This is a genomic window from Hymenobacter edaphi (assembly GCF_003258365.1).
Classification (GTDB): Bacteria; Bacteroidota; Bacteroidia; order Cytophagales; family Hymenobacteraceae; genus Solirubrum; species Solirubrum edaphi.
Map to the genome: position 1 here is coordinate 140454 of NZ_QHKM01000003.1, position 12919 is coordinate 153372.

Here is a 12919-nt window from a genome sequence, read left to right on the forward strand (position 1 = left end):
CCGCCAGCACGTAGCTGACGGGGCCGGTTTGCTGTAGTGGGGCAGGTCGCTGCGAACGAGCCTTAGCGGAACGAGACGGCGCTGGCCCCGATGCCCACCGTAAACGAGTCGACGGGCGCGTAGCTGGTATTGTAGCGCACGGCGCGGCCATCGGCCGAGAACGAGCCGGTAGCCAGGTACAGCTCGTTGTTGCTCGGGTCGACGCCGAAGCCGTTGAAGCTGCGGCGCAGCACCGGCGTGGCGGGCAGCGCCGTGGCGGTGGTGGCCAGGCGGTAAATACCCGAACCGTAGCGGTAGTAAAGCGCCGCGCGGTCGGACGACAGCTGCAACTCGGAGGGCCCGCCGGCCGGGAAAGCCAGGGTGGTCTGCACCGCGTACGGCGCCGTGGCGCTGAACCGGATCAGCGCGCCGGGTTCACTCGAGATGACGCTGTAAGTCGGAGCCGGCCCGTAGCGCGTGATGCCGTTACAGGCCACCCACACGTTGCCGGCGGCGTCCTGCACCAACGATTTTGGCCCCGCGGCCACCGTCAACGTCGATTCCACCTGCTTGGAGGTCAGGTCGATGACGCTGACCGTGTTTTCGTCGGAGTTCGGCACAAACAGCTTGGTGCCGGCCACCAGCGCCCGTTCCGGGTTGCGGCCGACCGTCACGGTGCCGGTGACGGCATTGGTGTTCAGATCGATGATGGACACGCGGCCGGGCAGGTAGCCCGAAAACGATCCTTGCCACTCGGTCAGGTAGCCCGTGCTGCCGTTTGCGGCCAGGTAGCGCGGCTGCGAGCGGCCGTCGATGGTGGCCACGGCGTTGAACTTGGGCAGCTCCACCACTTCCACCTTGCCGCTGTTGTTCACCACCACGTAGCCCTTGTTGCCCACCACCGTCATCGACTGCACCACGTCGCCCACGGTGCGGCCGTTGGCCCGCTCAAACTGGTCTTTTTCCGATTCTTTGGTTTCGCGGCGGTAGCCGCTCACCGAGCCGTTCGGGGTGCCGTACTGGCCCTGGTTCAGCACGTACACGTTGGCGTCGAGGGTCTTTTTTTCGGTTTCGTCTTTGCCGCAGCTGCTCAGCAGCGTGGCCGCCAGGGGCAGCATCAGCAGGGGCCGGAGGCGCGAGGCGAGGGGAGAGAAGTACATGGGTATGATGGAAAGGTGAGTGACGAGTTAGTGCCAGGCCGCGCGCAGGCTCAGCGTGCCCGCCCGGGGCGGCATGGCCCGGAAGGCGTAGTTCTGGTAGCGGGCGTTGGCGAGGTTGTGGCCCTGCAGCAGGGCTGTCAGCTGCCAGCGGCCGCAGTGCCAGCGCCGCCCCACGCTGCCGTGCAGCAGGGCGTAGGCGGGCAGAAAGTCGGAGCCCGAGGCCGTGGTGAAGCGCTGGTCGGTGAAGGTGGCGGCCGTGGTCAGCAGCCAGCCGCGCCAGTCGTGGTCGGTGCTGAGCGAGGCGGTGTGCCGCGGCACGTACGCCAGCTGCACGCCCACCGGATCGGCGTCCTGAGCGTAACCGCGGCGTTTCTGGCTGTGGGTGAAGGCGTAGCCGGCCGAGGCGCGCAGCTGATAGGCGCCACGGCGCCACTGGGCCTGAGAGCTGGCTTCGAGGCCCTGGCTGCGCACCTCGCGCAGGTTCTGCGGCGTCCAGGTGCCGCCGGCGTCGGGCAGCCACTGCACCCAGTTGTCCACCAGCAGGCGGTAGGCCGTCAGGTCGGCCTGCAGGCTGAGCTGGGCGCCGGGCAGGGCCTCGTAGTGCAGCCCTGCCTCACCGCCGACGCTGGTTTCGGGCAGCAGGTCGGGGTTGCCGCCGGGGCGCCAGTACCGCTCGTTCAGGGTGGGGGCGCGGTAGCTGCGGGCGGCGCTGGCCTTCAACCACAGCTGCTGCCGGGCCGTGCGCCAAGCCTGCCACTCGGCGCCGGCCGTGGGCGCCAGCGGCGGCCGGCGGCCGGGCAGCGCCGCCTGGCGCGCATTCAGCGTGAGGCGCAGCCGGGCCGAAGGGTCGTAGCGCAGCAGCGCGAAGCCGGCGTAGCGCTGCTCCGCCACCGGGCGGCGGTAGCCGTCGACGCGGGCTGCGAAGTGCTGGGCTTCGGCCCCGAGGCGCAGGCTGAGGGTGGGCCGCCACTGCCAGGTGTGCTCCAGCTGGGCCTGCCGCACGCTGCTGCGCGAGTGGCTGGTGCGGAGCTGGTCGTTCTGGTAGTCGATCAGGTCGCCAAACCAGGCGACCCGCACGCTGGTTTCGCCGCGGGCGGCGCGCCGGCGGTAGCCCAGCACCGCGCGGGCGCTCTGGTCCCGCTCGCGGGCGTGGGTGTTGCTGGAGCCGATGGCGGGCTGAATCTGCCGGTTGGCGTCGGTGAGCCAGAGCGCGGCCGTCACCTCACCGCGCGGCCCGGCCTGCACCGTTACGTCCTGCTGCAGGCTGCTCTGGGTGAGGGCCGCGTTTTCCTGACGCCGCCGCACCTCGCCCCGCAGCTCCCGGCTGTAGTAATAGAAGTCGTTATCGGCCTGCCGCACCAGAAAGCTGGTGCGCACGGCCACGCGGGCGTCGCGCTGGCTGCCGCTGAAGCTGAAGGCCCGGGCGCCGAAGCTGCCCGCCTCGGCCGCCGCGCTGACCTGCGTGCCCGCCGGCGCCGCGGCCGCGCCCAGCACCACTGCTCCGCCCACCGCGCCAGTACCGTAAAGCGCCGCCGCGGGGCCGTGCTGCACGTCCACGCGGCCCAGGCCAGCTACCGGCAACAGGGAAAAATCCGCCTCGCCCAGCGTCGGAAAGTTCAGGTTGAAGCCGTGCCAGAGCACCGCCGTGTGCCGCGCCGAAGTGCCCCGAATCGACAGCGAAGCCAGCTGCCCGGGTCCGTAAGTGCGCAGATACAGCGGCGTGCGGCCCGACAGCGCATCGGCCACCGTGCCGCCCTGGTAGGGGGCCAGCGCGGCCGAATCGAGGGAGGTGAAGCGGCTGCCGGCGGCGTAGCGCGCGGGCCGCAGGGCCTGCACCTGCACCGCCGGCAGCACGTGCCGAACCGAATCGGCGGCGGGGCGGCCCGACTGCGCCCACGCCGGCGCGAGGCCGCTGCCGAGCAGCAGCGCCAGCCAGCCGCGATGGAGCGCGGCGCAGAAACGGGGAGCGTACAACCGAACCAAAGTTTTCGTAGCCGAAAAATTCGGTTCAGAACCAGGCATGCGGCCGCGGGGGCTACGTACCGGGCTGAGGCAGAATCAGGGAAGCCGGGCCCGCCGCCTGACGACGACGCAGCCCAATAATGATTCATTCTCCGCCCGTCCTCCGCAGGCGCCGAACACTAAGATGCGCACGGGCAGGTCTCCTGACTTGCTTCGCGCCGGGCGGCCTTCCCATTCCTCCGCCGGTCGGGTCGACCGGCATCAGCGGAACAGTGGCGAGGTGGGCCCGGCGCATGATGGAAGCTTACAGTTGCGGGGACAGCTGCCGAATTTCACGGCATTCCCTTTTCAGCCGCGCCCCCCGATTGGGGTCTGGCCACCCATGCGTGGGGCAAAGATAACCACGGATTCGACGGATTTTGCGGATTCCACGGATTTTGTAGGCGGTTGCCGATCGGTTCTTGTTGCTTGTCAGTAGGTTGGTATATGTGCCGCAACTGCTGCGGCCAGCCGGAGCGGATTTTGGCCGTACAAGGCGCATGAAACTCCCGCTTGCCTACTACCGGCAGCCCGATGTGGTGGCCCTCGCCCGCGACCTGGTGGGCAAATACCTCTTTAGTTGCATCGACGGCGTGCTGACCGGCGGCCGCATCGTCGAAACCGAAGCCTACGCCCACCTCGACGACCAGGCCTGCCACTCCCACCTCGGCCGCTTCACCAAGCGCACCCGGGTGATGTACGAAGCCGGCGGCGTAGCCTACGTGTACCTGATCTACGGGCGCTACGCCCTGTTCAACATCATCACCAACGTGGCCGGCAAGGCCGACGCCGTGCTCATTCGCGGCCTGGAGCCCACCGAAGGGCTGGCCGAAATGCAGCTGCGCCGCGGCCTGGCGCAACCGGCCCGCAACCTCACCGCCGGTCCCGGCCTGCTCACCCAGGCCCTCGGCATCGGCGTGCCGCACTACGGCACCGACCTCACCGGCAACCTCATCTGGCTCGAAGACCGACAGGAGCCCGTGGCCGCCGCCGACATCGTCGCCAGCCCCCGCGTCGGTATCGACTACGCCGGCGCCGACGCCGCCCTGCCGTGGCGCTTCCGTCTGAAAGGCAGCCCCTGGACCAGCCCGGCGAAGTGAGCTGGTGATTAGTGACTTGGTGCGTTAACGTTCGAAGGGCTTGAATGCGCAAACGGCCCCGGCAGCCAATGCCGCCGGAGCCGTTGCCATGTTATTGATGCCGGCGCTAACGCTGCCCAAACAACAACTCACTATATCACCACCTCACCGCTACGGCGCCAGCCGGTCACACACCAGCACGATCAGGCGGCCGGTGAGGTCGGTGGTGGCCATCAGGTAGGTGGTGCCGCCCTCGCGGATGCCCGTGCGGTGGCGGAAATCGGCCACCGAGTCGGGGAAGTTGCGGGTGGTGACGTGGGCACGCTGCTCGGGCCCGAGGTGACTCAGCAGCTCCTTTTTGTCGTAGCGGCACACGGCCCGGCAGCGGAAGATGCGGCCGGGAAAGTCCTCGCGCAGCTGGTTGGACGTGTAGAGGTGGCTGTGCTGGTGCAGCTTCAATAGGCTGAAGCTGGTGCCGATGCTCTTGAAGCTGCCGGCCTTGAGCACCGCCACGTTGGGTTCGTAGATGTAATCCTGCGGTTCGGCATAGCGTGGCACGGCTTTCGTCTCCCGGGTGCGGTTCGAGCGGAAGGTTTGTTCCCGCCCATCGCGCAACAGGTTTACCGTCAGGCGCTCCGGGTCCACGGCGGGCTCCTGGCCCAGCTCGTAGAGCACTTCCTTGCACTCGTTATCCACGGCCACCACCCAGAGGCGGCGCACGCGGCCCAGCTCCTGAATGGCCTGTTCCACGTCGAGCATGGGCGAGGTCTTGAGCAGCACGCGCTCGGCCTTGCGCAGCAGCAGCGGCAGCAGGCGCACCACGTCCGGCTCGCAGTCGGCCAGGCGGAAAATCTTCTTGTCGGCGGTGTCGCGGCGGGCCGGGTCGAGGTACAGCCAATCGAAGTGCCCATCGGGCTGCTCGCGCAGCCACGCGGCGGCGTCGCCCACGTGCAGGTGCACGTTGGGCACGTCGAGCACCTCGAGGTTGTGGCGCACCACTTCCACCAGCTGCGCGTTGCGCTCCACATAGTGCACTTCCTGCACGCTGCGGGCAAAGTGGCTGCTATCGACGCCGAAGCCGCCGGTGAGGTCGGCCAGGCGGGTGCCGCTTACCAGGGAGGCCTTGAACGTGGCCGTGCGGGCCGACGAAGCCTGCTCCACCGACAGCGCGGGCGGAAATACCAGGTCGGGGTTGGCGGCCCAGGCGGGCAGCTTGGTCTTGGCCTTCTGGCGGGCCTGAATCTGGCGTACCAGCTCGGGTACGGGTAGATTGGGGTAACGGCGGGCCTGCAGGGCCAGCTTGGCGGGGTCGTCGTGCAGGTGCTCGGCTACGTATTGCCGGGCGGCCGCCGACAGAGAAACGTCCATCACAACGGTAAGATAGCGCCTGAAAGGCGCAAAGGTAGGGGTGGGACTAGCGCAGCGTCCAGCCCACCAGCAGCTGCGGCCGGCCCGTGGGGGCCGTCACGCCGAGCAGGTCGGGCATGGCTCGCTCCATTCCCATACGGCGCGCGGCCGGCGAAGTCGCATTCTGGGCTTCCACCGCGCGGATAAAATGCTCGTTGGTGTGGCGCGTGATAAACGAATTGGCAATCAGGCTGACCACGGCCACGCCGATGGCGGCTTTCTGCGGGCCGCTGAAGTACTGCGGCTTATCGGCGCTGAACACCTGCTGGGCGTACAGCCCAGCCGAGCCCACAAACACGGCCCGCTCGGCCAGATGCAGCCAGCGCTGCCGACGGTAGCGGTCGAGGCTGGCAATGGCCTGCTCGTCGACGAGGTAAGGGCGCAGACGCTGGCCGAAGAAGCCCGCGTTCTTGTACTGCTCACCGCCGCCGGTGGTAAACCAGAAATTTTTTTGCACGCCGTTCAGGCCGCGGTCCTGGTCTTCGGGGCTCAGGCGGATGCTGGTACCCGGTGCAACCGGCGTCTGCTGGGCCAGGGCCGGAGCCGCGGCGCCAAACAGCAAGGGCAAGAAGAGAGCAGCGGCGCGCAGGCGCAGCGGTTTCAGCAGGGCGGTAGACGTCATGCTACAAAGTTAATATTCAGGGACTCGGTTCCGTACAACTTCCGACGAACGGCCCAACCAAACCGACGAACGTTACGTTTTCACGCCCAACGCATGTGGTGTTCACTTAATTCCTTCCTTCATGAACCACCCTCTGAAACGCATTGGTCACCTCCTGCTTCTGGCCGCAGTGCCCGCCACCATCCTCTCCAGCTGCGGCGGCGACGATGACCCGGACCCGGTAACGCCCACGCCCGATCAGGGCAAAGTAATGCTGGTGCACGCGGCGGCCGCCTCCAACGTGCAGGTCACGGCTTTCATCAACGACGGCCAGGTCGGGCAGCTCAACTACGGGCAGAACAGCACCTACCTGAACGTGAATACCGGCACGCCCACGCTGCGCATCAACAACGGGAGCACGGCGCTGGTTTCGCAGGGCTTAACCATTGCCAAGGACCAGAACTATTCGTCCTTCGCGTATTCGCCCTCGGCCACGATAGGAGCCACGCCTGCCATCCTCACCGTCACCGACGACCTGGCGGCCCCGGCCTCGGGGCAGGCCAAAGTGCGCATCGTGCATCTGGCCGTCAATGCGCCGACGCCCGTGCGGCTGACCGTGCCCTCGGCCGTTCCCAGCACCCCCGGCACCGACATTTCGGGTGACGTTGCTTTCGGCGCGGCGTCTAATTTCTTCGCCATCAACGCCGGGCAGCTGAACCTGAACGTGACGGCCGCCGGTACGCCGCTGCGCACGACGGTGCTGGCCGTTGGCGACGGCTCGGGCTCGGGCACCGGCGTCAAAAACTACGAAGCCGGGAAAATCTACACCATCCTGGTGCGCGGCATTGCCGGGTCCGGGGTGCCGGCCGCCCAGGCCGCGCAGGCCGTCATCATCCAAAACAACTAGGCAGACCTGCCGCTGACCAGATGCAAAAGCCCGGGCCCACGTCCGGGCTTTTGTTATATTGGCTTACGCCGAACAAATCAGGTAACTTTGTACTTGTATTGCGACATTTCCACGACTGACCATGGTTGAGACCAAGACCTACGTACCGTATAAGGTAAAAGACATTTCGCTGGCCGAGTGGGGCCGCAAGGAAATCCGTTTGGCCGAAGCAGAAATGCCCGGTCTGATGGCCCTGCGCGCGCAGTACGGCGCCAGCAAGCCCCTGCAAGGTGCCCGCGTTGCCGGCTGTCTGCACATGACGATTCAAACGGCGGTGCTCATCGAGACGCTGCAGGCCCTGGGCGCCGAGGTGACCTGGTCGTCGTGCAACATCTTCTCGACGCAGGACCACGCCGCCGCGGCCATTGCCGCCGCCGGCACGGCCGTGTACGCCTGGAAGGGCATGAACGAAGAGGAGTTCAACTGGTGCATCGAGCAGACGCTGTACTTCGGCGAGGAGCGCCAGCCGCTGAACATGATCCTGGACGACGGCGGTGACCTGACCAACATGGTGCTGGACCGCTTCCCCGAGCTGGTGAGCGGCATCCGCGGCATCTCGGAAGAAACGACCACCGGCGTGCTGCGCCTCGTGGAGCGCATGAAAGCCGGCAAGCTGCCCCTGCCCGCCATCAACATCAACGACTCGGTTACCAAGTCGAAGTTTGACAACAAGTACGGCTGCAAAGAGTCGGCCGTGGACGCTATCCGCCGCGCTACCGACGTGATGATGGCTGGCAAAATTGCCGTGGTAGCCGGTTACGGCGACGTAGGAAAAGGCACCGCCGCCTCGTTGCAGGGCGCCGGCGCCCGCGTCATCGTGACGGAAATTGACCCGATCTGCGCCCTGCAGGCCGCCATGGACGGCTTCGCGGTGAAGAAGATGAGCAACGCCATCAAGGAGGCCGACATCGTCATCACCACCACTGGCAACTGCGACATCGTGCGCGAAGAGCACTTTCGCGCGCTGAAGGACAAGGCCATCGTCTGCAACATCGGCCACTTCGACGACGAAATCGACATGGCCTGGCTGAACAAGAACTACGGCCACACCAAGGACACGGTGAAGCCGCAGGTGGACCTCTACACCATCGACGGCAAAGAGGTGATTATCCTCGCCGAAGGCCGCCTGGTGAACCTGGGCTGCGCCACCGGCCACCCCTCGTTCGTGATGTCCAACTCGTTTACGAATCAGACGCTGGCGCAGCTGGAGCTGTGGCAGAACCACGACCAGTACGAGAACAAGGTGTACACCCTGCCCAAGCACCTCGACGAGATGGTAGCCCGCCTGCACCTCGCCAAAATCGGCGTGGAGCTGGACGAGCTGACGCCCAAGCAGGCTGACTACATCAAAGTACCGGTGGAAGGCCCGTTTAAATCGGACCTGTACCGCTACTAGGCCGTTCGAAGCCTGATGAGAAAGCCCCGCCGGAGCAATCCGGCGGGGCTTTCTTTATTCCGCCGGCTGATGCCAGGACACGCCCTGGCATCAGCCGGCGGTGAGCCGTAGAACGGGATTTATAGAATCGTGCTACCGTTCCGGCTCGGTTACGTCCTCATCCGCACTATGCGGGCCCCAGGACGTCACAGTCGGGTAGTAGGTGGTGGAGCGGCCCCGGCCTTTGTGCCTACGGAGCCGCGTTGCCCCGTACGCCGCCGGTTCAGCAGAACGGACCGTGCCTTGAAAGCAGAGGTAGCCCCGACGCCGTCCAGGCCTGTTGATGAACTGTGCTGGCCGGTTGGATGAGGCAGAAAGAGTGAAATCCAGTGCTACCGTTTGCGGCCCGCCGGCTGCTTGGGTGCCGGCTTGGCCAGGGCCGCCAGATAGGGGCGCACGTATTGATTTTTGGGGTTGAGCTTCAGCACCCGTTGGCCGAAGTAGCGGCATTTTTCGGCATCGTGGATTGCAAAGAAGCACTCGGTGAGGTAGCCCAGCGCCTGTTCGCGAATGGTCGCATCGAGGTAATCCAGCGTCTGCGCCCCCAGCAGAAAACGCGAAATACTGAGAATGGCCTCGGGCCACTGCTCATTGTCCATGTGTAGGGTACCGAGCTTCCAGTAGGCTTCCACAAAATGCACATCCACGGCCACCGCTGAGTCAGTAGCCGGCACGGCCGCGTCGAGCTGGGTAATCAGGCGCTGGTAAAGGGTGTAGGCGCGGGGCTTGGTGGCGTCTGTTTTGTAGAGGGCCCGGGCCAGCTGATAGGTGATAAACGGGTTATCGGGCTCGTGCAGGGCCGCCGTTTCCAGCAGCTTGGCTGCGCGAGGAAAATCACCGGTTTCGTAGGCCTGTTCTGAATCGATGATGGCCAGCCCGTAGCGCGCCGAGCGTACCAGCGGCTGCGCAGTCACCTGGCCGATAATCTGCCCGGGGTTGACCTCGGTGTTGAGCAGGGTCGAATCGAAGTCGACGCTGGTCAGAACGACGGTGTTGATTCGTCGGGGCAACGCCACGTCGGCATTGCGGAAGTAATAACGCGACTGGCCGCGCGTCAGCAGCGGTAACAACCACAGCAACAGCGCTAAAAAAGTATAACGACCTGACAACACGAAATAGGGCAAAAGATGAACGGGTAAATATGGGAAAGCCCGCGGCACATTAGCAACGGCCGCGGCTGCCGATATTTGCCCCTTATGCCCGCAGTCCCGCTCTCAGCCGTCATCATCACCTTCAACGAGGAAGCCAACATCGGCCGTTGCCTGGGCGCCCTGGCCGGCCTGGCCGACGAGGTGGTGGTGGTCGACTCCGGCTCCACCGACCGTACCGTGGCCATCTGCCAGGAGCACGGCGCCCGCGTCGTGGTGCATCCCTTCGCCGGCTACGTCGCGCAGAAGAACTTCGCCACCGCCCAGGCCCGCCACAACCACGTACTCCAGCTCGACGCCGACGAAGTGCTGACCGAGGCCCTGCGCGGGGAAATCCGGCGGGTACTGGCCGGCTGGCAGCACGCGGGCTACAGCCTGCCGCGCCTCACCAACTACTGCGGCCACTGGGTGCGCCACGGCGGCTGGTACCCCGACCGGAAGCTGCGCCTCTACGACCGGCGCCTCGGCGCCTGGCAGGGTCAGCTGCTGCACGAGCGGTACGAGGTGCAGCCCGGCCGGACGGTGGGCCAGCTGCAGGCCGATTTGCTGCATTATTCTTACCCCACCATCGAAAGCCACGTGCAACAGCTTAATAAGTTCACGACCATCGGCGCCGAGGAGCTGGCCGCCCGCGGCAAGCGCGCCGGTGCTCTGCAGCTGTGGTTGAAACCGGTGTGGAAGTTCTGGCACCTCTACCTTGTGCGCGGCGGCTGGCTCGACGGCTCTGCCGGCCTGAGCATTGCCGCGCTGTCGGCCTGGGGCGTGTTTTTGAAGTACGCCAAGCTGCGTGTGCTCACCCGTAAGCCGGCCACTGCATGAACACCTTCCTCGTCAGCCGCACCGACGCCATCGGCGACCTGGTGCTGACTTTGCCCGTCTGCGGCTGGCTGAAGCAGCGCTACCCCGGCTGCCGCGTGGTCTTGCTCGGCCGCGACTACACCCGCGCCGTGGCCGCCGCCTGCCCCGCCATCGACGAATTCATCAGCGACGACGACCTGCAGCAGCTGCCGGTGGCCGAGCAGGTAGCCGCGCTACGCGCCGTGGGCGCCGAGGCCGTGCTGCACGTGTTTCCCAGCCGCCGCCTGGCCCGGCTGTGCCGGCAGGCGCGCATTCCGCTGCGCATCGGCACGCGCAACCGCTGGTTTCACTGGCTGACCTGCAACCGCCTGGTGCCGCTGAGCCGCCGCAACTCGCCCCTGCACGAGGCCCAGCTCAATATGGAGCTGCTGCGCCCGCTCGGCCTCACCGCCGTGCCCAGCCTGGCCGAACTGGTGCCGCTCGGCCGCCTGGTCGCTGCCACACCGCTCACGCCCGCTCACGCCGGGCTGCTGACGCGCGAGCGGCCCGGGCAGTTGAATATCATTCTGCACCCCCGCTCCCGCGGGCACGGCCGCGAGTGGGGCCTGGAGCACTACGGCGCCCTGGCCCGCGCCCTGTACCAGCGCGGCCACCGCGTGTTCGTCAGCGGCACCCAGGCCGAGGGCGACTCCATGCGCGAGTGGCTGCACGCGCACGCCCCCATCCTGACCGACCTCACCGGGCAGCTGTCCTTGCCGCAGTTTATGGCGTTCATTGCCGCCGCCGATGGGCTGGTGGCTTCCGGTACCGGACCGCTGCACCTGGCGGCGGCGCTGGGGCGGCACGCGCTGGGCGTGTTTCCGCCCATGCGGCCCATTCACCCGGGCCGCTGGGCGCCGTTGGGCCCGCACGCCGGGTACGTGGTGCTCGACCGGCCCGACTGCCAGGATTGCCGCCAGGCGCCCACCGCCTGTACCTGCATCAAAGCTATTGCCGCCGCCGAGCTGCTGAGCCGCATCGATACTTGGCAGCCCCTGGCCGCGTTGTAGCTTTGGCCGCTTGTTTTTGTCTTTTCGCGTGGAAGCTCACCCGAACCCGGTAACGCAGTGGTACCGCCGCGGCTACCTCTCCCAATACCTGTTGCTGATAGCCTGCGTGGCCGGCATCGTTGGCCTGCTGTGCACGGCCCGCGCCCTGGTGGCGCTGGCGCCGGTGGCGGCCGTGGTGGCGGCGCTGCTCAATCCGCAGCTGCGCCGGGCTGCGGCGCAGTGGCTGCGCAACGGCGCCGCTCAGCGCGCGGCCGCGCTGTACCTGCTCATTCCGCTCACTTGGTGGTACACCGCCGACTGGCCCGTGTGGCGCCACGAGGTTTACCGGCAGCTGCCGCTCATCGGCGTGCCGCTGGCATTTGCCCTGGCCGTGCCCCTGTCGGGGCGGCAGCGCTTTGGGTTGGGCGCAGGTTTTGTGGGCAGCACGGCGCTGCTGGGGCTGGCCACGTTGGGCCGCTACCTCGCCGACCCCGCCTGGGCGCAGGAGCTGATCGGTACCGGGCAGAACGTGCCCTCGGTTACCGGCATTTTCCACATTTACTTCGGCGTGATGCTGGCCCTCTCGGCGTTCTGGGCCGTGTCGCTGAGCCAGGAGCCGCGGGCCGGGCGCCTCGGCCGCGGGCTACTGCTCGGTGCCGCCGCCGCGGCCACCATCAGCCTGCACGTGCTGGTGTACCGCACCGGGCTGCTGGCGTTTTACACCGCGCTGTTTGTCTCGGGCGTGCTGCTGCTGTTTCGTCGGCCCGTGCTGGCGCTGGGGCTGCTGGTGGTGGGCCTCGGGCTGGCCGTGACGGCCTACGTCAGTCTGCCTTCGGTACAGAAGCGCGTCGGCGCCACGCTCTACGACCTGCAGGAATACAACGCCGGCCGCGACATCAACCAGCTGTCCATCGGCCGGCGGCTGGCGGCGCTGCAAAACGCGCAGGTACTGATAACCGAGCACCCCTGGCTGGGCGTGGCCCCGGCCGACGTGCGCCAAGCCATGGACGAGCAGTTTGCGTGGCAGACCTACGGCCTGGCGCAGCAAAACCGCGTGATGGTTCACAACCAGTACGTGCACTACCTCGTTGGAGCCGGCGCAGTAGGCCTGCTGGTGTGGCTCTGGGTACTGATTACGCCCCTGGTGCAACCCGGGCTGCGCCAAAATCCGTACGTGAGACACTACCTGCTCATTTTCGCGGCGGCGGCCCTGGCCGATTCGCTGCTGGAAATGCAGATAGGCTTCAACCTGTTCGTCTTCCTCTATGGCTTTCTGGTCGTCGCGGCCGAGCGGCGGCGCCAGACCACTGGTGTAACCCGTTGAACCCAACCTTTCG

11 protein-coding genes and 1 riboswitch are annotated in these 12919 nt (G+C 66.8%); of the genes, 6 read left to right on the forward strand and 5 right to left on the reverse strand.

Going from position 1 to position 12919, the window contains the following annotated elements; translation table 11 throughout:
• Positions 1-62 precede the first annotated feature (62 nt).
• Both DLM85_RS10955 and DLM85_RS10960 read right to left on the reverse strand, forming a co-directional pair.
• A complete protein-coding gene (locus tag DLM85_RS10955; protein ID WP_111478162.1) occupies positions 63-1139 on the reverse strand; it encodes a YncE family protein in 1077 nt (358 codons plus the stop codon).
• Positions 1140-1166: 27 nt separating this feature from the next.
• Positions 1167-3113 (reverse strand): TonB-dependent receptor, encoded by a 1947-nt coding sequence (locus DLM85_RS10960; RefSeq protein WP_207891012.1) that lies wholly within the window; start codon positions 3111-3113, stop codon positions 1167-1169.
• A 164-nt stretch (positions 3114-3277) separates the two neighbouring features.
• Positions 3278-3500: riboswitch (cobalamin riboswitch) on the reverse strand.
• Between the two features lie 140 nt (positions 3501-3640).
• On the opposite strand from DLM85_RS10960, the gene DLM85_RS10965 reads away from it, so the two are divergent.
• Positions 3641-4240 carry a DNA-3-methyladenine glycosylase gene (locus DLM85_RS10965; RefSeq protein WP_111478164.1) on the forward strand — a complete coding sequence of 200 codons (600 nt, stop codon included), beginning with the start codon at positions 3641-3643 and terminating at the stop codon, positions 4238-4240.
• A 150-nt stretch (positions 4241-4390) separates the two neighbouring features.
• Here DLM85_RS10965 and DLM85_RS10970 read toward each other — a convergent pair whose 3' ends face one another.
• Entirely contained in the window at positions 4391-5587 is a 1197-nt protein-coding gene (locus DLM85_RS10970) for a class I SAM-dependent methyltransferase (protein ID WP_111478165.1), read from the reverse strand.
• Between the two features lie 46 nt (positions 5588-5633).
• Positions 5634-6248, reverse strand: a complete 615-nt coding sequence (locus DLM85_RS10975; protein ID WP_111478166.1) for a hypothetical protein — start codon at positions 6246-6248, stop codon at positions 5634-5636.
• Between the two features lie 121 nt (positions 6249-6369).
• Here DLM85_RS10975 and DLM85_RS10980 point away from each other — a divergent pair, with 121 nt between their 5' ends.
• Together DLM85_RS10980 and ahcY are read left to right on the forward strand one after the other, a co-directional pair.
• The gene (locus DLM85_RS10980) at positions 6370-7134 is read left to right on the forward strand and encodes a DUF4397 domain-containing protein (protein WP_111478167.1); all 765 of its coding nucleotides are present in this window, start codon (positions 6370-6372) and stop codon (positions 7132-7134) included.
• A 121-nt stretch (positions 7135-7255) separates the two neighbouring features.
• On the forward strand, positions 7256-8569 hold the full coding sequence (gene ahcY / locus DLM85_RS10985; RefSeq protein ID WP_207891013.1) for an adenosylhomocysteinase: 1314 nt from the start codon (positions 7256-7258) through the stop codon (positions 8567-8569).
• A gap of 371 nt (positions 8570-8940) precedes the next feature.
• Here the strand turns inward: ahcY and DLM85_RS10990 are convergent, their stop codons facing one another.
• Positions 8941-9687 (reverse strand): tetratricopeptide repeat protein, encoded by a 747-nt coding sequence (locus tag DLM85_RS10990; RefSeq protein ID WP_133257015.1) that lies wholly within the window; start codon positions 9685-9687, stop codon positions 8941-8943.
• 117 nt (positions 9688-9804) lie between these two features.
• Between DLM85_RS10990 and DLM85_RS10995 the strand changes: the two genes are divergently transcribed.
• From DLM85_RS10995 to DLM85_RS11005, 3 genes are read left to right on the forward strand one after another with little or no spacing between them, the layout of a single operon-like run.
• Positions 9805-10575, forward strand: a complete 771-nt coding sequence (locus DLM85_RS10995) for a glycosyltransferase family 2 protein (protein ID WP_111478170.1) — start codon at positions 9805-9807, stop codon at positions 10573-10575.
• A complete protein-coding gene (locus DLM85_RS11000; RefSeq protein ID WP_111478171.1) occupies positions 10572-11603 on the forward strand; it encodes a glycosyltransferase family 9 protein in 1032 nt (343 codons plus the stop codon). Before DLM85_RS10995 ends, DLM85_RS11000 begins: the two co-directional genes overlap by 4 nt.
• Positions 11604-11631: 28 nt before the next feature.
• Positions 11632-12906: an O-antigen ligase family protein gene (locus DLM85_RS11005; RefSeq protein ID WP_111478172.1), complete on the forward strand. Its 1275-nt coding sequence runs from the start codon at positions 11632-11634 to the stop codon at positions 12904-12906.
• The last annotated feature ends 13 nt before the right edge of the window (positions 12907-12919 follow it).